The organism is Microcoleus sp. Pol12B4, from assembly GCF_036701385.1.
GTDB lineage: Bacteria > Cyanobacteriota > Cyanobacteriia > Cyanobacteriales > Microcoleaceae > Microcoleus.
In genome coordinates, this window is sequence record NZ_JAUBQR010000013.1 from 1 (window position 1) to 23,525 (window position 23,525).

A 23,525-nucleotide genomic window follows, 5' to 3' on the forward strand; every position below is an offset into this window, starting at 1 on the left:
CAAACTAATAATATTGTGGGTGTTGTTGCCGATTTGCGATCGTGCGGTTTGCCTTTTCTGCCGGTTCCTCCAACATATTACTCCGAATTGCAGCAGCGGCAAAACTATTTGCCCGCAGATTGGCAAGCAATAGCAGCTTGTCAAGTTTTGGCAGATTGGCAAGAAGATTCTCCCGCAGCGATGCTGCTGCAAATCTTTACCCAGCCAATTTTTGCAGAACCGACTTTCTTTTTCGAGATTATTGAACGCCGCGTTAGTTTAGTGAACGGCAAACAGGTGCAAGCTGGAGGTTTTGGGGCGGGAAATTTTAGAGCTTTGTTTGAGGCAATTGAACGCGAACAAATGAAGAGGGGAAGTTTGATAGATGATTGACAAAATTTCCTCTTTTGAGGTCATAAAGGCTTGTTAATCAGCACTGCGATATCTTTCCATACGTAGGCAATTTCTTTGAGTGTAACTCCGGCTCTACTGGTTTGTCGTTCGTCTACTTTTTCACCTCCTAATAATTCATAAAACCTATAGGCTGAATTGTCTCCTAGTACCCAAACTAGCATCGAACTCAAACTTAATTCTGCCAATTTTGTGGCAACTGTTCTCACGAGTTGCCGTCCGATTCCTTGACGCTGATATTCCTCCAAAATATAGATAGCAAATAATTCTCCTTTATATACATATTTGCCCGTCCGCTCGCCACCACCTGCCGCAAAACCCACAATTTGTCCCGAGTCATTCTCAGCAACGCAGACAAAAACCCCAGTATTTTTGACGTTGGTCAGGATTTCTTGCCAACGGCTTTCTGCTTTTTCATAGGACAGTTGCGCGAAGTAATCTGTCGGTACAATTTTTCGGTAAGCTGTCCGCCAAGTATCTAGATTAACCCGTGCGATTGCAGGTGCATCAGCGATTTTAGCTTCTCTCACAATCATCAGAAAATACTCCTTTCGAGTCCGGAAATTCTATTTTCAAGTCTAGGCCAACTATATGATCGCGCCCTTCTAGTTTAGCTCGATACAGCGCTCGATCAGCCTGTCCAATTAACTCCTCAATCGATAAACCAGCAGCAGGTATCGTAGTAGCGATACCTATACTAAGAGTTATAAACTTACTTACCTTGGAAGCAGCATGAAAAATTGCCGCTGCTTTCAAATCGCTGCGAATTGCTTCAGCTACCTGCTTTGCTCCTTCCACATCAGTTCGCGACAAAATTACCGCAAATTCTTCGCCGCCGTAGCGGGCGGCTAAATCTCCTGCCCGCTGAGCATTGCTAACTAAAATCTGGGCTACTTTTTTTAAACATTCGTCGCCTCCTTGATGCCCGTAATGATCGTTGTAAAGTTTGAAAAAATCGATATCGCACAAAATTAAAGACAGCGACTCTTTTTCTCGCTCCATCAACTGCCATTCTAACTCCAATTTTTTGTCAAAACAACGACGGTTGGGAATTTGAGTCAATCCATCCACCGCAGCGAGCCGCTGTAATTCCATGTTAGCTGCTTCTAATTCTAATTTGGCTTGTTCTAAAGCTAAATTTTGCCGAGCTAATTCTTCACTTTGCCGTTTTTGTTCTTCGTACAAAAATCGGAGTGAAGCTTCAGCTTGTTGCAATTCTTGCTCCGCATATTTGCGCTTGACAAATTCCCCTAATTGAGAACCTACCACAGCTATTATCTGAAGTAAATCTTGATCCGGTGGCAGTTCTTCCCGGCAAAAAAAAGTCATTACTCCTACAACTTGGCCCCTAGCGTGAATGGGGAAACCGAATCCCGATCGCAGTCCCACTTCCTCAGCCAAACGCGATCGCACGAAATTGGGATCGCCCACAAGATCGGTAATCCACTGCGTAGAACCGCTCTTGGAAACCGCTCCGGGCAAACCCTCATCCCCAGCCAAAGTAATCTGCTGATCGTTTTCGGCAAACTCCCTAACTTCCTCCGCTGCCTGCCAAACTGCCACGCGCCGCCAACAAGGAGTTTCGTCGATCGGACAGCAGAGTTCCAGGTACCAAAGCGGATCTTTTTCAGATTTTATTTCCGCACCCACTCTAGTTTCTTTCTCTGCCTCTGCAGGCGTCCAAAGTTCGCCAATATCCCACCCAAAACTTTGGCAAATAGCTTGCAAAATTCTCGGAGTTGCGCTATTTAGAGAACTTGATTCTGACAGGATATGAGTAACAGCATACTGCGCTTCTTGAGAATTTTTTATACGCAGTTGCTTGGTAATGTCTTTGCCGATATAAACAAAATCTTGTATAACCTCGCTATCTGCATCCTTGCTTCCTGTGATTGTCTCAAAAGTAGAGCATGAAAACGCGACAATCAGCTTTAAACCTATTTTCGTTTGGCAAGCTACTTTTACTTGAGGCCAATATTGGCTTTTAAGTGCAGGAGGTAGCTGGCTGACTTTGCGTAATAATTTCTCCTCAGCCGTAATTATTGATAGGGATTGGCCGATTAATTCCGATTCGGTATATCCAAATAATTGCTGTGCAGCTTGATTCACTTTTTTGATTTGGCCCGATGTTCCTGTTACGAACAAAACATCACCTAGGGAATTAATAATTTTGTCAATGTAATCGCCAGTCGCCGCTAAGTAATCGACTTTCATACTGTTTTCGTTGACAGCCTGAACCATGATTTTATGAGCTGCAATGCTATCTGTCACATCTTCGCATAAAATAATTAATCTGTCAGCATTGGCTTGTCCCTTATAACCAAATATGTACAAATTCAGATACAAATAAGATCCGTCTTTGAGAACTCGGTTAATTGATTTTAACTGAAAGTCTTGTTCTCGTTCTTCAATAATATCTTCAAGGATTCCTTCAATTCCAATCAGTTCAGGAAAACTATCGCGCACGTCTTTTCCTTCGGCTACTTCTTCATGAATGTAGGCAAAATCTTGCACTTTCAAAGATATTTCTTTAATCTTGAGTTCGCGATCGACTGCGAGGTATGCCATCCTGCGTAAGGATAACAGCTTATAAAGAAGAATATTAATACTTCTGGCGCTGCTCTCTACAGTTAATGTTGGAAGTATTTCGTTATTGTAGAGCATCACTCTCCAAGGTTAGCAGGTAAAGTTAGTTGTTGTTTGGCTGCTATTTCTCATGGGATTTTTTATAATGGCAGATATCATCACCTGTTACCGCTGCCTAATTTATGGAAATAGTACACTTTGGATTCTCCAAGCAGTTTTTGTTTATTTTAATGAGATGGCAAAATATTAATTTAACCAACTTTTTTTGAGAAAGCGCAGTCAAAATCAGCTTAGATTGAAGTTGAGATTTATGAACAATACGTAGTGGTTGGGACTATTTGTGCCACACATTTTAATTGTAAATTCCCCGATATGGCTTACAACCGCTAAAGTTGAAGAACAGCACAGTTTAATTCAAATGTTTGCTCTAATTAGCACCATTCTTATAGACTTTACCTCCCCTAGGTATTTGTGTCAATTTTTGTAAAGAAAGTGTTACCTCTAAGTGATATAGTATCGAAGGATTTGTATAAAAGCTTAAAAATACTCTACTAAATGCTGAGACTTATTACCGACTTTGACGGCCCGATCATGGACGTGTCCGATCGCTACTACCTAGTTTACCAGTATTGTCTCGCCGAGACTCAACGTGAGGGGCAACCAGTGCGCGAACTCCCCAAGGCAGAGTTTTGGGACATGAAACGCGCGCGGGTTCCCGAAACCGAAATCGCAATTCTCTCAGGATTAGACGCAGCCCAAGCCCGCGATTTTGCCCAGAAACGCCGTCAAACTGTCCACACCCTACCCTACATGATTTACGATCGACCAGCTCCCACCGCTGTCGAAACTCTCGAAAAGGTGCAGCGCACTGGAGTAGACTTAGCGGTGATGACCATGCGCCGGGTTAGGGAACTAGATGAAGCCTTCAACCGCTGCAATTTAGGGCAATTTTTCCCCGAAAACCGCCGCTATTGCCTCCCCAACGATTACGTTAAAACCGGGGATGTCAAAGATAAGCCCATGTTGATGGCAAGAGCTCTGGCCGAACTCCCGCCGGCTTCTGACACTTGGATGGTTGGCGATACGGAGGCAGACATCATAGCAGCAACAACGCACGGTGTCAAGGTAATTGGTGTTTTGTGCGGAATTCGCGATCGCACCCAACTAGAAATGCACCAACCGGATTTAATTGCTAACAATTTGAGTGAAGCAGTTGAGATTATTTTAGGTGGCAATAGTTAGTCATTAGTCATTAGTCATTAGTCATTAGTCATTAGTTATTAATTGTTAGCTGATGTTATTTCTCAGAGGTCTTGATTTCACAGTTATTAGTTGTTGGCTGCTGACTAATGACTGCTGACTAATAACTGCTGACTAATGACTGCTGACTATCGCAGAAAACCGCTGACCAGCCACAGAATTAAAAACGTAAACAAAGCGATAAATTTCTCTGTTGTTATAAATGCCGGACTGACCAAAGAACCCAAAAATCCTCCCAGCAACAAGCCTATAACCAAGCCAGCCACAGTCAGCAGCACAGCCCGACCAAATTTTTGTTCCTTGCGATTAACAAAATAAAGACAAGAGCCGACCCCAAGAGCCAGAGTTAACTGTAGTAAACCATCATTAGCTGCCGGATAAATACTCAGTCCGCCTAAACCCACATACACCCCAGCCGGCCACAAAATGTCCGATCGACTAGGAGTATCGATTAACCGCTGCAACCAAGCTGGGCTGCCACTAGGAGGAGAGGGAGTAAAGCTTGGGGGTGGGGGAGTCAGCCGTTCGGGAAAGCGAATGCGTTCGGGTACTTTAATTTTCCCTTCCTGTCGCTGCCGCAGGCGATCCATGAGGATCGCGTCGTAAGCTGCTTCGATCAATTCCAAACGTTTCTTGTCACCGCTGTACTGCTCGCCTAGGCGCGTGCGGGCCTCTTGCACTTCATCAAAGGAAGCATCTTCATCGACTTCAAGCAGTTGATAGGGAGTTGGCTCACTCATGGTAATAACCCGCTGAAGACTCTCGTTATAGAGCAATCTTAACAAGAGAGGAAAGCGGGGCGGGATCTCTGCCGCTTTCCCAAAAGTTTTGCTGCTAGTTTTTGGTGCTTTAAAACAGGAACCAGCAAACCTTACGAAAATAGAAACTAGAAGGCATTTGGCATTCGTAAATAAAAAATAATGAATCCAAAGATTTTTATTTTTATCTTGGCCGTGTAAAATTTTACCTTCTGCCAAATGCCCTCAGAAGGGACTTGTCCTGCAGGCACTCACAATTCCCGACCACTGGACTTTTTTAAGTCGATCGCGGCGGTACGAAAAAAAGCGAGCTGAGTCAGAATAAGTACAGAAAGGAGCGATCGCCACTTGAGAAAGATCGATTCCCAACTGCTGCAATTGCAGAGCATTGCAGAGGCGAACATCCAAGCGTACTTTTCCCGGTTCTGGATCCGGTAAGACAGGCGTTTCCGGGAGTTGGTGCAAAAACTCTAGAATGCCGTCTGCTGTCGCACTAACGGCACTCTTAGGAGCAATGGTGGCTCCCAGTTCCGCTGCTACTTCCACAGATACCTGGTAAACCTCTCCAGCGATCGCCGGCCCCATAGCAATCTTCAGATTTTCTAGTTGACTGCCTTGTGCCACAAGTTGAGCGATCGCCTCTGGTAATATCTTAGCAGCAGTCCCGCGCCAACCCGCGTGAACCGCAGCAACGAGTCCGGTGCGATCGTCAGCAATCAGCACCGGCACGCAGTCGGCCGAGCAAACCCACAGCGCCTCCAATTCTCGATCGGCAACCAAGCCATCAGCCTCAGCATAGCTTGGGGCACCGGTTTCCGGGGCCGGAGCCACAACCGGGGACAAATCACTCGTTTTGAGTACCGCATTGCCGTGTACCTGTTGGAGTCGGTAAACCTTAGCTCCCGGTTCGAGAACTGCCGTCAGATCGATCGGCCCCAGGGGCGAGAAATCGCGCGTAAAAAAGCCGTGAGACCAGCGAGAAAGCAAGCTGCAAGTCAGATAAGGCAAGCCTTCAGAACTCTGCCAGTCCCAACTGATACCGTCAGGTCCTCCGGCGCATTCAGACTCAGGAAAATTTGTCAAGTGATCGCCAGCTACAGTCATGAAACCTATCCTTACCCAAGCGCATCATTTAGCTTGTATTCTAAACAATCAAAAATTTTGTCTGCGAAGTTTAAAGGCAGGGCTAGCTTTTAGGCAAAAATCACGATCGGTCGGCGGTTTTAGGACGACGGACTGCGCCGAAATTTTGCAGAACCCCAGAAATATAGGCAACTAATTAACATAGACGAACGCCAAAGCGCTATCATCAGTGTGGCCGTCACAGACTTCTCGGCAAGTGCCATCGGGATCAAAAAAACCGGATATCGATCGCGAGTGAATGCGTAAGGCATTTGAGCTTGTTCTATGTGCAAAAAAAATTGCCTCAAGCCCGGTAAAATCAGTTAGGCCTGTATATAAAGACAAGGATTGCCATACATTCGATCCTGACTTCGAGATCCTTGTGCCCCCTGTTGAGTTGGGAAAAAAAATCGTGAAACCAGTTCCAGACAAGCAAATAACAGCCCCTTTGAACACCAAACAGCAAAAAAATAAGCCTACAGGCGCCCGGACTCGATCGCGCCTTTTGTCCGATCGCTCACTGCTGGTGGGACTGGGTTGCCTTGCCAGTCTGGGACTGCTCAGCAAAGGTCTAGTTTGGGCTCAAGCCGAAACTCCGCCAGCAGAACAAGCCGTCCCCGGCGCAGCAGACCTCCAGCCATTATTTGAAGCTCCTCTCCCGCCCCCGGAACCCGAATACAGCCAAGGGTCGCCCGAACCATACCCTGAACCGCAGGCAGAAGTTCCGCCGTCCGAGCCTTTCGACGCCGCACCGCCCAGTGAGCCGGAGTACGCCAGCGAACCACCTCCCACCCAATATTATCTGCCAGAACCCGCGCTGATTCCCCTGCCAGAAGCGACGGCCCAGGAGCCGCCTTTTGAAGCGCCAGTTAACCCAGCCCACGCTGAAATCGACCAAACAGACTACAGCGTTGGCGCTACCAGCGACTACGAAGCGCCAACCAGAATAGAGTTTGCAGAACGATCGACCGGCTGCGAAGGAGAAGGCGGTTTGTGCGCGCCTCCTCCTGTTTCCGAGCCGGTGACGGCAGATGCAGGAGAACCCAGCTACAGCCCGGAAACTCCGATAGCAGGCGACGGCTATATAGCAGCCCCTCTTCCTCGAAATCTGCCAGAAAACCTTCCGGGCGATGTTCGGGAAACTGTGGTAGGAAATAGTAGCGGAAATCCTGTCAGTAAAATCGGTCAAGCCGTTCAACAAATAGGCAGCCAGGTTTGGGGGGGTTCAAACCCGCCCGAATCTGCTTACGCACCCCCGCGCTACTCGGCTAACGCAGGATACTCCGCAGACGCAGGATACTCCGCAGACACTGGATACTCTGCTAACATCGGCTACTCCGCAAACACTGGATACTCCGCAGACGCTGGGTATTATGGCGGATCAGGATCTTACGGCGGCGGCGCTCCAGCGCCCAGCATGGGACTCGGACCGGTTCAAGTCGGTGCCGTTAGTGTCAGCAGCGGCAGCAATACCGGTTTTGCTTACTACAATCTCACGCCGCGTCCTGCAGGCCTGCCCGGAAATGGCAACACCAGCTTGCTGTTTCCGCTATCTATTGCTTCGGCAATTACTTCGCCGTTTGGGTGGCGGACTCATCCGGTTATGGGCTACGGCAGGTTTCACACCGGAACTGACTTGGGAGCCCCGATGGGAACGCCCGTACTGGCGGCCTATGCGGGTCAAGTGGCGATCGCCGATTGGTTGGGCGGCTACGGTTTGACGGTGGTTCTCAACCACAGCAAAAAGTCTCAGGAAACTCTCTACGGCCACCTTTCGGAACTGTTTGTGAAACCGGGAGAGTGGGTGAAACAGGGAGAGACTATCGGCCGTGTCGGCAGTACGGGAATGTCTACAGGGCCTCACCTCCACTTCGAGGTGCGGCAAATGACTGACCAGGGTTGGGTGGCGATCGATCCGGGTTCTCAGCTAGAATTCGCTCTGGCAAAAATGATCGGCAGTTTGGAAACCGCCAAAGTACCGCAAATGCCGAAAATGGTGGAAATACAAACCGCTAGCGGACTCAAGGATTTGGAAAACGATCTGCCCCAGCTTCCACCTCTGCCGCTGGGAATGGACATCGAAGTTCACAACCTCCAGCCGCCATTCCCCGAACTCTTAAAAGCTGACATTTCTAAGTCCAAAGATACAGAAGCCGTCAAACCCAAAACTCAGAAGCAAGCTAACAGGTAAAAATTGGTGATTGCCTAAATTAATTTTCTTGTGGAACGGTCGAAAAGCCCACCCCACAAGAAAATTTATGTTTGGTGCAACGAACAGACGACCTCGTTGCTTTTCCTCGTTACCAGGCTTTTTCGCGTAACGAGGAAAAACTGATAAAAAATGGTAACTTGGAGCTTATGCTAATAGCGCAGCATTTGTGGGAATTAATTTTATTTCTGATTATTTTAGTCGGACCGATTCCCTTAAGCTTGTCTCTTGCCTTTGAGAATCAGAAAGAAAACAATAAGTATTCATTTCCCCATTTTCTCCTCGTACTCCTGGCAGGATGGAGTATTGCACAAGTTTGTATCGGCTTGCTTTTAGGAAGTGCCGAGCGCCTAAATATTGCTGCGGTGATTATAGCAGAAATTTTGATTTTTGCGCTCGGCTTCATCCTAATTTATACAAAAAACCACAAAACTTTTATCTTCTCTGAGTGGCCGATTCCCCAACTCAAGCAACCTCTGAGCAAATCCGAACGCCTAATTATTTTTGCTACTGCTATTGCAGGATTTTTGCTGTTACAAATTCTCGCAACCAAACCCACAACCAATTATGATTCATTGTGGTTTCACCTACCTGCGATCGCCCGATGGTATCAAACCCATTTATTTACCTTATTAGATGCCGCAGGAAATTGGATTTTTGAACAAGAACAAGCCCGAGTATATCCTTACAATTGGCACGTTTTATCTGCTTTGTGTGTACTCCCATTCCGAGAAGACTTTCTCGCAGCTTTTCCCCTGCTAATTGCGTGGGTACTTGAGGGAATTGCAGTCTATCTATTAAGCGTAAAATTCGGAGCAACCCGAATTCACGGTATGGCAGCAGCATCTTTAGTATTGACAGTACCGATGATGCTTAACCAAGTCAACACCATTCACCCAGACTTACCGCTAGCTGCAATATTTACAGTAGGTTTGTATCTTGGCTTCTCCTATCACAGCAGCCGATCGCAATCCGAACTTTCCCTATTTTTGGCAGCCGCAGGAATGCTAGCTGGCATAAAAATCACTGGCATAGTCTATGCAGCCTCACTTTTAGGAGGATTAGCAATATTAGAAATAAAAAGATTCGCGGTTAATAAAAAATCTACACCAGCTCCTTTGAGAATTCGCCACTTTCTCAAACCAGTCTTGCTGTGGGGCGTAGCTTGTTGCTTGCTTTTAGGAGGTTTTTGGTATGCGAGAAACTTGCTGCAAATCAATTATCCTGTCAGCGAAGTCGGGGATATTAAAATTCCTTTAGAGCCTGTTCCCTTACCGTCTCCCGTACCTGGGTCAACACCTCCGGTACAGCAGCCACCCGCTTCGCCACTGCTAAAGATTTGGCAAAGCACTTTAGCAGCTCAATTTAATCCCAGCAATTTTTCCCACTGGCAAACTGTCGGCTTACAAATTATCATTAGATTGCAACTGCCCTTTCTGGCGATGGCACTTCAGGTATTGGCAGCACCTCTTGCGTTTATTCAGGGTAAAAATAGAATAATTAATCAAAATAATATTATTTTAATAATACTTCTCGCCAGCACAGCAGTTCTGTATTTAATTACACCTTACACCTCCGGGACTGTCGGAGAGTCTATCGGTAAACTCAGCCCTATACTCGGTTTTAACCTCAGATACGGATTTCCCTTTTTAAGCGTACTCGCCATCGCCGCAGCAGCTACAGCAACTCTCTTGAAAACTCAAAATCAAGTTGTTCTAGCAGTGGTTTTGATTAGTGGTTTTTTCGGAATTACTAGCAACACAATTTTTGATTATATTAAAAATGCTTCTTTCACCGGAGATAGTATTGTTTGGGGGAGTTTATTGATTGACAATTTTAAGTCTAATCCAGTAGAAACTATTAATAGTATCTGGAAAATATTAGCTCCGAGTTGGCAATATATATTACCATATCCGATATTTTATATTGTGTCACTGACTCTAGCTGCGATATTTTTTAAAATAAATCCTGGCTTCGGATGGCTGAATCATATATTTCCAAGTCGCAAAAAATCAATTTACATAGTAATAATTGTTGTGTGTATAGGATTGATAGTAGTTGGTCATTGGAGGGAAAAGCGAGATATTGCACGCACCGAACTGTATCGTGGTATTTACGAGTATATTGATAAAAATACAGGACCTGATGAAAGAATAGGCTTCTTTTTAAGTTCGCGCAGCTACCTGTTTTACGGGAGAAATTTGGACAGAAAAGTTTTATATGTGCCGTTTAGACCAGATCGACTTTCGGCATGGATTGACAACCTGCGACAACATAAAATTAGGACTGTGGGATTCGGGCCCCTGACTGAGACAAACGCAGCTACCAGAAAAGCTTTATCTTGGCTGACAAGTGCCCAGGGCCCGCTGCAACCAGTTTTTGGGAAAAATTTTAATACTGAGTCGGTGTTATATCGCTTGAAAAATTAAAAGTTATTAGTTACCATGAACCAAGCTAAAACTCTATTTTCAATTATTGTTCCGACCTACAATCGCCCCGATAAATTAGCGGCGTGTATTCAGTCTTTTGTTGAAATTGAATATCCGCGCGATAAATTTCAAGTTATCGTGGTCAACGATAGCACCGAAATCTCTGTAGAAAATACCATTTCCCCTTTTCAAAATCAGCTAAATATCAAACTTCTGACACAACCCAACTCCGGCCCTGCAAAGGCGCGAAATACTGGGTCTTTTGCCGCAGAAGGCACATTTTTAGTGTTTACAGACGATGACTGTACTGTGGGGGCAGATTGGCTGCAAAACCTGGAAAAGCGATTTGTGGAAACACCAGATTGCTTAATCGGAGGTCGAACTGTAAACGCGCTGCCGGATAACATCTATTCTACTGCCAGCCAGCAACTGATCGATTACCTTTATAGTTACTATAATGCTATTGGTGATCGCGCCCAATTTTTCACTTCTAACAATTTTGCACTTCCCGCTGAGGCTTTCCAAAAAATCGGCGGCTTTGACACGACTTTTTCTCTAGCGGCTGGAGAAGACCGAGAATTTTGCGATCGGTGGTTGCATTCGGGCAATGCCGCAATTTACGCTCCCGAAGTTATAGTCTATCACTCCCATGCACTAACTCTTCGCAAATTTTGGAAACAGCAATTCAATTATGGTAGAGGTGCTTTTTTGTTTCAGCAAATTATCTCGAAACGCGGGGCTAATGGGAAACTACAACATCCGTCATTTTATTGGAACTTGCTAACTTATCCATTTTTCCACGCACCGGGCTTTCAAAAGCTATTAATTACTGCATTATTTTTAGTTTCTCAGGCGGGAATTGCTGCGGGATTGTTTTGGGAGAAAAACAAATTTGGTGAGGAATAGAGTTTGAGTATTTAACCGCAGAGAACGCAGAGAGAGAATTACCCCTCTTTTGCCACTTTCGGCAGGAAATAATCTGGGATGGTTATAGCATAAGACTTTTACCAAAAATCTTGATTTCAGCCATTCAGTTAGATAATAAATGCTCAAATCCTTGCTCTATCTACAGTTGAAAATTTGGCTCTCATTTTTAATTTCCCAGAGTGACAAAAGAGGGTTACAACGGTTCCCGCTGTTATGAGGTACAATAACAACAATGAGCCAACCAAGTTTTTAAATGTTGAGAATTTTTAAGTTGATGGTACCTGCAATTATTGTATCAATCATAAAGGTGGTAGTTAGACCGAACCTATGTAAAAAACATTTGAGTGGTGACCACCACAGTTCAATGGAGTAAAAATCTGGGGAGTATGGGGATAAACACCTAAATCAATTTATCTGGGAAGCAAGTTGAGTTGAACTCAAAGTCTAATGATTAAAAACTTTTCACAATTGAGCGGTTTCTCCCCTGCTCTTTAGCTTCATATAATACTTTATCAGCCGCAGCAATCAAGATTGAGGGGTCCGAGGTGTCCTGGGGAACTACACTGGAAACGCCCAGACTCAAGGTGACGTATTTATTAACAGCAGATTGAGCGTGGGCAATTTTAAGATTTAGAACTTCATTCCGCATCGCCTCAGCGACTTTTAGCGCTCCTTCAGCTTTTGTATTAGGTAGAATTACAGCGAATTCTTCACCTCCGTAACGAGCCAATATATCTGCCGGACGCTTAATAGCACGGCTAATAGCTTGAGCGACTTGCTGTAGACAGAAATCCCCGGCTAAATGACCATAAGTATCATTGTATTTTTTGAAATAATCAATGTCACCTAAAATCAAAGATAAGGGTAATTGATCTCGTGCCATCCGTTGCCACTCTTTATTGAAAGATTCATTGAACTGACGACGATTAGCGACTCCTGTTAAGCTATCTAAAGAGGCGAGACGCTGTAGCTTGATATTAGCTTCGACCAAAGCAGATTCAGCTTGTTTACGATCTTTAATTTCCTGTTGTAGCAATGTATTTTGCTCGGCGATTTTCTGTGCTTGCTTCTGAAGTTGGAGATACAGATTGCGGATAATTAGTTGGTTTTTAATGCGAGCTAAAACTTCGGCTGACTGAAAGGGTTTGGTAATGTAATCTACCCCTCCAGCATCAAAGGCTTTTACTTTATCAAATACATCATCGAGAGCGCTGATAAAAATTACTGGAATCTCCGCTGTTTGTGGATGAGTTTTGAGCAACGAGGAAACCTTATAACCATCCATTTCTGGCATCAAGATGTCAAGTAAAATCAGAGCGGGGGGAGAATTTTGGGCAACTTTTAAAGCTAGCTGACCGTTAATTGCCTTCCGGACTTGATATCCAGACTCGGTAAGGATAGCGGACAAAACTCGGAGGTTGTCTGGATGATCGTCAACGATGAGGATGTCCCCAAAGGAAGCGGGTACTTGATTACTATTCATTAATAGATGCTCGGATTAGATCAAAAAGTATATCTAAGCGAAAGTTATTAACCAAATCTGTGAGGGTGTGTGCTAAACTTGCCTCGCTTTCGGGAATTTGGTCAATTAACTGCAATATTAACTGATCGTTACCACAAAGCACCTCTTGTCGGAACTGTGCCATCCACTCAGAAGGCATAACGTTTAGATCCTCTGGTGTTAAGTTTCTCGGTGTTACTGGCTGGGATGAGCTATGCTGCAAATCCTTTTGATAGATATAACGGACTCCTAAGTGTTGAGCCATCTTGTCAAATAGCATCGACTCTCGGAAAGGCTTATGTATAAAGTCATCGCAGCCTGCTGTCATAATCTTGGCTCGATCTTCGTCAAAAGCACTAGCAGTTAAAGCAATAATTTTTGTTGCGTTAGTAGGTGATGAGTTGGCAGGTAAGTTGTGCTTCTCTCCAGCTATTCCACTTTGCTGTTCCAAAGCTTTTATTTCTCTAGTTGCTTCGTAGCCATCCATGACGGGCATTCGCATATCCATCCATATTAGATGCGGTTTCCAAGTTGACCACAAAGCGATCGCTTCTTGACCGTTAACCGCTTCTCGCACTTCAAATCCTAACGGTTTGAGTATTTTTAAGAGCAACTGACGGTTCTCTTCGACATCCTCAACAACTAGAATGCGGTACACAGGTTGATTTGGCTCTAATCCAATAACCGGCTGGGTAATCGATAAACTCTTCTCATCAGGTTCAGCAACCTCGCTCGCGAGGATACCAAATGTGAACATTGTTCCCTGACCGAGTTGACTGCTGACCGCAATCTCTCCTCCCATCATCTCTATGAATTGTTGGCTGATGGGTAAGCCCAACCCCGTTCCTTGCATCGATTTGCGACCTGCTTCTGTTTGGACGAAAGGGTCAAATAAAGTATCCAGTTCATTGGGGGCAATGCCGGGGCCAGTGTCTTCAATTTCAAACAACAAATAGGTTTTGGAGCTGAAGTTTTGGAGGTCAGATTTTTCGGATATCCGACCCTTTTTAACTCGCAATGCAATGTGACCGAAAGCAGTAAATTTTATGGCATTCCCCAAAATATTAATTAAAACTTGACGCAATTTATTTTCGTCAGCTTGCACGTATTGGGGAATATTTGATGCTGGTGGTTCAAAGGTTAGCTGCAAGCCTTTGGAAATCGCTTTGAGTTTTAGCATCTGTTCTATATCGTTCAGTAGCTGATACAGGTCAAAGCGATTTTCATTGAGCATAGTTTGACCTGCTTCAATTTTGGCCATTGACAAAATATCGTTGATTAAATTGAGCAAATGTTCGCCACTACGATTGATGATTCTTAGCTGTTCTTTTTGCTCAGAGGCAACGGAACTACTGCGAACCATCACCTGGCTAAAACCGAGAATGGCGTTGAGAGGAGTACGCAGTTCGTGGCTCATGTTGGATAGGAAGCGGCTTTTAGCAATGGATGCAGCTTGGGCGGCTTGGAGCGCTTTTTGCAAGGCTGCTTCTGCCTTTCTGCGTTCGCGAAGCGCAGCTTGCTGTTCGCTGACATCTATGGCATGACCTACGGCACGAATTGCTTGTCCGTTGGTATGTCGCGCGATCGTGCCATAATCGGATAGGTAAACGTAGTGACCATCTCGATGGCGAAGTCGGTATTCCAACACGTAATAACTTTGAGTTTCGTTCGCAAAGGCTTCAGATAGTTGCTGAGAAATTTTGGGGAAATCTTCTGGGTGAAGGTGTTCGTTCCACCACTGGAACTTAGCTTCAGCTTCTTCAGGAAGGTATCCAACGAGTTCAAACAATCCCCGCGTCCGTAAAACGATATTCTGCTTGAGATCCCAGTCGTAAATAAATCCTTTTACTGCCGATGCTGCTAGTTGAAAACGCTCGTTGCTTTGTTGCAGCGCTTGCTCCATTTGCTTGCGATCGCTAATATCGAAAGCTAAACCTTGAAGCACTTGAGTCTTTCCGTCAGCGCAAAAAACGAGATTGGCTCGATCTCTGAGCCAGAGCGTTTTGCCATTGCGAGTTATCATGCGATACTCGACGCTCAATGGCTCTCCCGTAGAAATTGTGGTGCTGACAGCTTGCCAAACGCGATTGCGATCGTCTGGATGTACGAAATCAGCCCAACTATTAAAGAAGCCAGCAGACCACTCTTCTGAAGGAATTTCCAGCAATTGTTGCAGTTGCGGGCTGATATAAGCGTTCTCGGTTGTTGTCTCAATTGGAGAGATATAAACGACTCCTGGAATTTGCTCAACCAAGGTGCGATATTTATGCTCTGCCCGTTCGAGCTTTTCTTCTGCAAGTTTGCGATCGGTAATATCTAATATCACCCCATGCCAAACTTTAGAACCATCTTCGCGGCATTCGGGTTGAGCTTGGGCGCGCAGCCATCTTTGTTTTCCAGAAGGAGTTATATTGCGCCATTCAGAAGTGAGAGGTTGCACGTTTTGAACGGCGCGAACAACTGCTTCTTGATGCTCAGGTTCGTCTTCAGAAGAAAATTGCTTCAAAAGGGTACTTTGCTCTTCTAGTGCCTGCTCCGGGTCAATTTCAAACATATCTCGGCAACCGAGACTGATATATTCAAACTTGGCCGAACCATCGGGATAGTATCCGTAGGAGTAAAGGGTTCCCGGAATGCTAGCCGTTAGGTGTTTGAGCCGACCTTCGCTAAGGCGCAGTGCTTCTTCTGCTCGTTTGCGATCGCTAATATCTTCGATAATGTACGACAATCTCGGACGACCGCTGGAGCCAATGGAAATCGGGCAAACGCTGGCAGAGAGCCACTTTTGTCCTGTAGGAGTTTCGCGACAGTATTCAAATCTAACCGGAACTTGAGTTTTTACAGCTTCCCTGTAGCGGCCCAGCCAAAGTTCTAAAAGCGATCGCGGCACTCCCGTTCGGCTAACGAATTGATTCTGCAATGCTTGTGGAGTGGTGCTTAATAACTGCCCTGTTGCTAGGTTAGCAGACAGAAGCAAAATATCATCTTCATACAGCTCTACAATGCCCATCATCATGACGCTACTGTTGAAGAAAGCTCGCAGAGTAGATTCGCTCTGTCGCAACGCTGCTTCCATTTGTTTCAGTTCGGTGAGGTTACGCAAACTCACCACCACACCTGAAATAGTGCCATCTGTCTCTACATAAGGAGCGTAGGTAACGCTGACAAATTTCTCTTCGCCGTTTAAATATTTAACCCACAGTTCGTATTGGACGATTTCTCCAGTTAAACATCGATCTAGATTGGGTTTGAGTTGAGTTTCAAACAGCTCTCCACCCAAAATTTGACTAATAGTATGTCCGACTATCTCTTCCTGACGGTACTGATGCCAAGTCAAGTAAGCTTGATTAACAATTTGATAGGTATAATTGCAATCGATTAAACAAATTGCATCAGTAGTAGTAGCAACAATCTTTTCGTAGCGTCGCAAGTTTTCTTCAGCCAGTTTGCGAGAATTAATATCTATTCCTACTGCTTGTAACTCTATTAAGCGACCGTTGCTATCAAATATGCCTCGGTTAGTCCAGTGCGTCCAACGAATTTTTCCGGCAATAATCACTCGGTTTTCAAGCGTAACAACCGGATTTTGCCAACTGATTTTATTGACGCATTGAACCACATATTCCCGGTCTTCCTCAAGCACAATGGGTTCATAGTGATATCCCACAAGTTCTTCCCGCGTTATGCCAAAAAATTGGCAGTAAGCTTCGTTGACATAAGTAAAAGTGCCATCGGGTAACAACCGAGCAATGAGTTCTGTCTGATCTTCAAGAATGCCACGATAACGCGCTTCGCTTTGCCGCAGGGCCTCTTCTGCCTGTTTAGAAGCAGTTATATCAGCAAACGAGCATACAACTCCCTTAGGAAGAGATTCATCAGATCGAAATATAGGTCGAGTATTAATGGAAATCCAGGTAAAACTACCATCGGGTTTGTGGACTCCCATCACCACGTTAGAGAAAGCTTTACCCGTTCGCAGCGTCACCATTGCCGGGTGTTCTTCTCCGGGGAAGGGGGAACCGTCTTCGCGAACGGTTCGCCAAGCGGGATCGAGGGAAGTGCGCCCCATCATTTGCTTGCGAGACAAGCCCAAAATGCGTTTTGCACTGGCATTACAAGTACGAATCGCACCATTAGCATCTTGCAAGACAATACCCTCTGCCATCGCTGTTATCACAGTACGGTAGCGTTCTTCGCTTTCTTGGAGGGCGGCTTGCGCGCGCTTGCGTTCGGTGATGTCCCGCACCAGACACACAACCTCATCAGCACCGCTTTTGACAATGCGCGTTTCGTAGCTGTGGATACCATCCGGTTTTTCCAGGTCGTGTTCGTAAATTTGTAGCGTTCCGGTTGCCGCTACTACTTGGAAACATTCGAGCAAGTCGGCTTTAATTTGTTCGGGAATGGGGGTGTCTTGTAACTTTGTGCCAATTAGCATTTCGCGCGGCACCAACAAGGAGGTGTCATTTCCTGCCACATCTAAATAAGTGCCATCTACTCGATGCCTAAACATCAAATCGGGGATGGCACTCAAAAGCGCCTGCATTCGTTCTTCGCTTTGTCGGAGAGCGGCTTCTGTCTTCTTGAGTTCGGTAATATCTGTCGAAATACCGCACAGGCCATAAACATCGCCGTCAGAATTTTTTAGAGGAACTTTGGTCGATAAAACGTGATGCAGCTCTCCATTACTATCAATTCCAATTTCCTCAAAGCGATGGACGACACCGCTGTTTGTTACGCGATCGCAAGTTTCTTTGTAAGCTAGAACAAATTCTTCAGCAAAAAATTTGCAATCGTTCGCTCCGATAATTTCAGATGCGCTACACCCAAAAAATTCCTCAGTTAAGCGATTGACATAGACGTAGGTGCCATTCAAATCTTTGATATAAATACAAGCACCTGCATTATCTAGGACGATTGATAGTTTAGCTTCGCTGCGCCGTAATTGGTCTTCTATTTGCTTGCGTTCCTCAATTTCCTGCTCTAATTGAGCATTTGTTTGAGTCAGTGCAGCCGTGCGTTCTTGTACCTGAGTTTCTAGAAGTTGATTGTAATCTTTTAAAAGTTGTTCTGATTGTTTGCGCTCGGTAATGTCAGTAAGAGTGCCGATGTAACCGATGATGTTATCATCAACATCTTTTTCCGCGATCGCTTGTGCCAATACCCAGATAATGGTGCCATCACGTCGCTGTAAGCGGAGTTCGCAGTAATAGGGAATGCCTTGTTGTACGAAGCTATACCAAGCAATAGTAACGCGATCGCGGTCGTCTGGATATAGCGTTGTTGCCCAACCCTCACCGATTAATTCTCCTAGAGAAAGCCCGGTCATCTCTAAACAGCTTTCGTTGCCGTACACGCAATAGCCTTGAGTATCGTTACGGAATATGCCAACAGGGGCAGTTTTCGCTAAAGTAGCAAAGCGTTGTTCGCTTTCCTGCAATGCTTTTTCTGCTTGTTTGCGTTCCGTAATGTTGGTAACAATTCCGGTGGCAAACCAGTAATCTTCAGACTTATGCTTTTTAGCGAGCAAAGTGTTAGATAACCAAAGCAAATTGCCATTTTTATGGCAGAATCGATACTCTATAGTTATTTGCCGTCCGGCATACAAATCTTGCATTGCTGGCAGAACGATTGCCTCAATATCTTCGGCAGGAACTCTAGAAAGCCACAAATTCGGATCGGCAGCAAATTCTTCTCCTTTGTAGCCAAGAATCTCCTCTCCATTGGGAGAATAGTAGTCGTATTCCCAGACTTTATCGGGATGGATGCGGGCAGAGGAAATAAAAGCGGCTGTATTGTCAAGCACTTCTTTGAGTCTGGTTTCCGATGCTTTCAGGGCAACTTGTGCTTGTTTGAGCTCGCGCATCGCGGCTTGCCGTTCGGCAATTCCCTGCCGCAATTCCTTATTTGCTGTTGCGAGTAGGGCAGTACGTTCTATGACTCTAATTTCTAACTCGTCGTGAGCTTGTTTTAGCGCTGCTTCCGCAACTTTGCGCGCGCTGATATCGCGAGCAACTGCCAAAACCGATTGCACCGAGCCATCGCTGCCAAACTCAGGAACCACGCGAGAAGCATAATAAGTTACCCCTGCAACCGATGGAATTTCGTATTCGTATTCAATGTTTTGCTCGCAACCCGTTTCAAATACTTGCTCAATGGCTGTTCGCCAAAGATTAACTAGCGTTTCGGGCGTACCAAACTCGTTAATAGTTTTACCGATAAATGCAGCGGGAGGAATTCCCGATTGTTTTTCAACCGTGGGGTTGATATAAAGATAGCGGCATTCCCGATCCAATCGCATGATAATGTCCGGCGCATTTTCTACTAAAGCGCGGAACTCTTGTTCTCGCTGTTGTAGAGCTGCCTCTGCTTTTTTGCGATCGGTAATATCGATTGCTACCCCGCCAACCAGCACTTGGCCCGATGAACTTGGCAGCGGAAACTTGTAAACCAAAAACTCACCAATGCTGCCGTCCGCGAGGGGAGCTAGCTCAATTACTTCGAGCGTTTGATTGGTTTCTACAACTTTGCGAATATTTTTTAAATATTCCTGCCCAAACTCAGCCGGATAGATGGAGAGGTCTGTTTGGCCAACTGAATAGTTGGTTGGCAAATTGAACATTCGGCAATAGGTTTGGCTGATGTAGAGCAGTCGCCCATCTCTATCCGTAATCCAAGCAGTGGCAGGGCTGTAATTCATAAATGCTTGGAAGCGGGCTTCACTTTCTTTTAAGGCTGCTTCTGCCTGTTTGCGATCGCTAATGTCGCGCAGAAAGACAGTAAAAACTTTTTCTCCTGCCAAGTCCAATTGGGAAATTGAAGCTTCAGCCGGAAATTCCGTACCATCTTTACGACGACCGATAATCTCGCCGCGCTTGCCCATCTTTCTTGCTGTATAGGTAGATTGGGCAAATTGCCTTACGTGCTGCTGATGGTTTGTCGCAAAGCGTTCTGGCAAAAGTCGGTCGAGAGTCTGACCGAGCATTTCCTCGGAAGTATAACCAAAAATCCGTTCCGATCCCTGGTTGTATAATGTAATGCGTTGGCTGGAGTCTACTGAGATAATTGCCTCGTCGGCAATGTCTAGAACCCCAGAGAGGCGTGCTTGAGAGGCTCGCAGTGCTTCCTCTGCGCGATAGCGATCGCTGATATCGCGAGCGCAAGCAAAATTGTATTCTTTCCCGTTAAATTCCAGGTAATTTAGCGTTATTTCTACGGGAATCACACTGCCATCTTTTCTGGATTGTTGAGAAGTAAATGAAAGTATTTTTTGCTCTTTAAGTTCTTGCCAATGCTGCGGCCATGACTCGATGGGAAAATTGGGATCGGTATCCCAGACGTACATCGATAGCAGTTCTTCGCGAGAATATCCAGTTTGCTTGCATGCTGCTTCGTTCGCCCGCAAAATTCTGGCATCGCGATCGACCCAGGCAAGGCCGAGAGAGGAGCGTTCGAGCGAAAAATCGGCCAATTGCAGTTGTTCTTCTATTTGCTTGCGCTCGGTAATATCTTCAAATAGATAAAGCCGTCCGAAATAGCGATCGCTTTCGTCGCGAATTTGTGTCGAAAAACGACGAATCGTGCGCCCATCGCGAAAAGGAATTTCATCTTCAACAACGGCTCGATTCTCTTCACTTTGCAACGGTTTACAGGATTCCGCAAAAGCCGGAACATCTGCAAGTACGGGCGCGCAGTGAGGAACGATATCGTTGTTTTTCAGTTGACCCCGCTGCATCTGTTCCTCAAGGTGTTCGATGCCCCAGATCGTGCAGAAGCGGTGATTGAAGTAGAGAATGTCATCGCTACGGTGATCTACAACAAAAAAAGCGAGTGGCGAAGCGTGAGTCATCGAACGCAGCAAAGTTTCTTTCCAGCGCAGCTCTGCTTCAGCCTTTTTGCTTTCTGTAATATCGGTAGAAGAACCGACCATTCTAATCGCATTGCCATCGTCATCCCAAAATGCCTGACCGCGATCGAGAATCCATTTATAAGTCCCGTCTTTACATAAAATGCGGTGTTCGGTTTGGTAAAAAGGTGTTTTTTTAGTAAAGTGATTTTCGATTGTTTCCATTACCCAGGTAAAATCGTCTGGATGGACTCGTTTAGCCCATTCATCTAGATAGTGGGAAATTTCGCAGTCTTCATAACCCAGTATTTTCTTCCATCGCGCCGAGAAAAAGATTTCATTCGTTCTGACATTCCAATCCCAAATTCCATCATTGTTACCCCGCAACGCTAACTGCCAGCGTTCTTCACTTTCTTTCAAAGCATTTTCCGCCTGCTTGCGCTCCGTGATATCCATACTGACGCCAAGTAAACGAGTGCGCGAATCGGGATCTACTAAAGGCGTTAAGGTGGTGAGAAAGCAACAACTCTGTTCTCCAAAAGGCAGATTCTCCTCGTAAGAGATTGTTTTGCCTTGCTGCAAACAGTCATGGTAGTGCGCTCGAATCGTAGTACCTGTATCGATGTCCCACAGTTCGTCCAGCCGTTTACCAATCCAATGCTCGGCCCAAGTTCCACTTGAGGTTTCAATGGCTCGATTCATGCTGACAACTTGAAACTCGCCATCCTCAAGCTGTTCCACCACCCAAAGGGTGTCTGTCACGGAGTTATAAAGGTTGCTTAAGAACTGCTCCCGCTCTTGAAGGGTTGCTTCTACCTTGATCCGCTCTCTAATTTCCTGCTCTAGTTCTCGATTAGCTGCCTCTAACTGTGCGGGACTCGGAAGCGCTAATACTTTTGGGATTAACGGCACCAGCACTATAGCTGTCACCACTGAAACCAATGCGGTGATGGCTTTGAGGCCGCCACTCAGCCAATAGGTAGGATGCCAAAGCGTCCAAATCTCCATCAGGTGAGTGGTGCCACAAGCGATGATAAAGGTGCTAAATAGCAGAAATATCCAAGGGTAGGGCAAATCTTGTCGCTTGCGAACAAAATAGAGCAGCGTAATGGGAATTGAATAATAAGCCAGGGCAATCAGCGAGTCGGAAGCGATATGAAGACTCACCAATCCTGGCTTCCAGAGATAGCAATGCCCGTGAGGGATAAACGGTGCTATAGCAAAAAGGTTTTTCCAAAGTTCCAGCATTTTTTTCTAACTGCAATAACGACTTTTGCGATCGCCCTGGGAGGGTGACAACCCGCCTGAAATCTTTATAGAGTAAAGATTTTGCTCACTTATGCTAAAAAAAGATAGGCAGCCGAATTGTTACAAGCTAGCCTACCCCAAAGATAATGTTACCCCATTGGTAAAAAGTTAGAAGGGAGGAGATTTTGTCAATACCCCTTTGTGTAGGAATATAATTAAATAATAATAATGATAACAATACTCCCGACAGTTTTAAATCATCCTAATCTTCCTTCAGTCTTGTATTATGGTACTCTGGCTGCTTAAAAACTGTCCGGAGTATTGCTAAACTCCAGTTATTAGGAATTAAAACTTGACACACGTTGATTCCCGTTTTTGCGCGATTTGCACGGCAACTGCACTGTCAAGAATCTAAGATCTGAATCTAAAACCTGAAATTACAGCACTTCCGGGTGTTATGAGGTACAATAAGAATAGATTAAAAAAACACACCAATGAAAGCATATTCAGTAGATTTGCTTTCCCAAAATAGTAGCAGCCCATCAACATAAGAAGCGTTCGATCAGAAAAACAGCAGCGATATTTTCCGTCAGTAAAAGCTCTTTTCAAAAACTGGTCAAGTAACCAAAAATCGAGGGTAATTTACAGCAGAAACGAGAGTGGTAAACCGAGATACAGTTATTTGAATAATTCCACAGCAGAGTTGAGAGAAATAGTGGCATCACATCCCGATACAACCTTACTATAATTGTGTGATTTATTTGCCCAGAAGACGGGAAATTGGGTAGAACAGCCATGTGTAACGCCTTACAAAAGTTGGGATTAAATCGTAAAAAAAAACAGTGAGAAGTAGCTAAGCCGGTACTTAAACAGTCATGTAATTAAGGTTAGAGTCTTAGGAAAAAGTCAAGCATATCGACCCAAAAAATCTAGTATTTTTAGATGAGACTGGAGTATTACGCTTGTTTAACCAGAACTCATGCTTCCAACGAGGAACGAGATCCTATGCGGTCAAACCTTTTTATCAAGGCAAGAAAGTTACAGTAATTGGTGCAATTAGTTTCCAGCGAGTAGTGGCATTAATAATGACCATAGACAACTCGATGGATAGCCAAGCATTTGAGGTGTTTATCGCTCAATGTGCTGTAAGAGTTAGTAGGTTGGGTCTGCTTTGACCAGTAAATTATTAATATAATAATTCGCTCCTGAGGCATTCTACAACTTAAAAATAGACTCACCTGGCTGTTCC

The 23,525-nt window shown here is 45.2% G+C and carries 10 protein-coding genes and 1 pseudogene; 5 read left to right on the forward strand and 6 right to left on the reverse strand.

Annotation, left to right across the window (positions count from 1 at the left end; all coding sequences use genetic code 11):
- Nucleotides 1-372 (forward strand): annotated as a pseudogene (locus QUA38_RS03485) (4-hydroxyphenylpyruvate dioxygenase); the annotation flags it as partial.
- A gap of 20 nt (nt 373-392) precedes the next feature.
- On the opposite strand, the gene QUA38_RS03490 reads toward QUA38_RS03485, so the two are convergent.
- Both QUA38_RS03490 and QUA38_RS03495 read right to left on the reverse strand, forming a co-directional pair.
- Nucleotides 393-926, reverse strand: coding sequence for a GNAT family N-acetyltransferase (locus tag QUA38_RS03490; RefSeq protein WP_333159226.1), 534 nt, complete (start codon nt 924-926; stop codon nt 393-395).
- Complete coding sequence (locus QUA38_RS03495; protein ID WP_333159228.1) at nt 907-2,958, reverse strand: diguanylate cyclase domain-containing protein; 2,052 nt, start codon at nt 2,956-2,958, stop codon at nt 907-909. The genes QUA38_RS03490 and QUA38_RS03495 overlap by 20 nt, the downstream gene beginning before the upstream one ends.
- Nucleotides 2,959-3,531: 573 nt before the next feature.
- Here QUA38_RS03495 and QUA38_RS03500 point away from each other — a divergent pair.
- Nucleotides 3,532-4,218 (forward strand): HAD family hydrolase, encoded by a 687-nt coding sequence (locus tag QUA38_RS03500; protein WP_333159230.1) that lies wholly within the window; start codon nt 3,532-3,534, stop codon nt 4,216-4,218.
- A 146-nt stretch (nt 4,219-4,364) separates the two neighbouring features.
- On the opposite strand, the gene QUA38_RS03505 is transcribed toward QUA38_RS03500, so the two are convergent.
- Together QUA38_RS03505 and pgeF are read right to left on the reverse strand one after the other, a co-directional pair.
- Nucleotides 4,365-4,976 carry a CPP1-like family protein gene (locus QUA38_RS03505; RefSeq protein ID WP_333040744.1) on the reverse strand — a complete coding sequence of 204 codons (612 nt, stop codon included), beginning with the start codon at nt 4,974-4,976 and terminating at the stop codon, nt 4,365-4,367.
- A gap of 243 nt (nt 4,977-5,219) precedes the next feature.
- Nucleotides 5,220-6,098 (reverse strand): peptidoglycan editing factor PgeF, encoded by an 879-nt coding sequence (gene pgeF / locus QUA38_RS03510; RefSeq protein WP_333159232.1) that lies wholly within the window; start codon nt 6,096-6,098, stop codon nt 5,220-5,222.
- A gap of 430 nt (nt 6,099-6,528) precedes the next feature.
- Between pgeF and QUA38_RS03515 the strand changes: the two genes are divergently transcribed.
- The 3 genes from QUA38_RS03515 (at nt 6,529) to QUA38_RS03525 (ending at nt 11,660) form a co-directional block, all read left to right on the forward strand.
- Complete coding sequence (locus QUA38_RS03515; RefSeq protein ID WP_333159235.1) at nt 6,529-8,307, forward strand: peptidoglycan DD-metalloendopeptidase family protein; 1,779 nt, start codon at nt 6,529-6,531, stop codon at nt 8,305-8,307.
- 74 nt (nt 8,308-8,381) lie between these two features.
- On the forward strand, nt 8,382-10,754 hold the full coding sequence (locus tag QUA38_RS03520; protein WP_333159287.1) for a hypothetical protein: 2,373 nt from the start codon (nt 8,382-8,384) through the stop codon (nt 10,752-10,754).
- A gap of 15 nt (nt 10,755-10,769) precedes the next feature.
- The gene (locus QUA38_RS03525) at nt 10,770-11,660 is read left to right on the forward strand and encodes a glycosyltransferase (RefSeq protein WP_333159237.1); all 891 of its coding nucleotides are present in this window, start codon (nt 10,770-10,772) and stop codon (nt 11,658-11,660) included.
- 472 nt (nt 11,661-12,132) lie between these two features.
- Here the strand turns inward: QUA38_RS03525 and QUA38_RS03530 are convergent, their stop codons facing one another.
- Both QUA38_RS03530 and QUA38_RS03535 read right to left on the reverse strand, forming a co-directional pair.
- Nucleotides 12,133-13,164, reverse strand: a complete 1,032-nt coding sequence (locus tag QUA38_RS03530; RefSeq protein ID WP_333159240.1) for a PleD family two-component system response regulator — start codon at nt 13,162-13,164, stop codon at nt 12,133-12,135.
- Nucleotides 13,157-22,276: a PAS domain S-box protein gene (locus QUA38_RS03535; RefSeq protein WP_333159242.1), complete on the reverse strand. Its 9,120-nt coding sequence runs from the start codon at nt 22,274-22,276 to the stop codon at nt 13,157-13,159. Before QUA38_RS03535 ends, QUA38_RS03530 begins: the two co-directional genes overlap by 8 nt.
- Between the last annotated feature and the right edge of the window lie 1,249 nt (nt 22,277-23,525).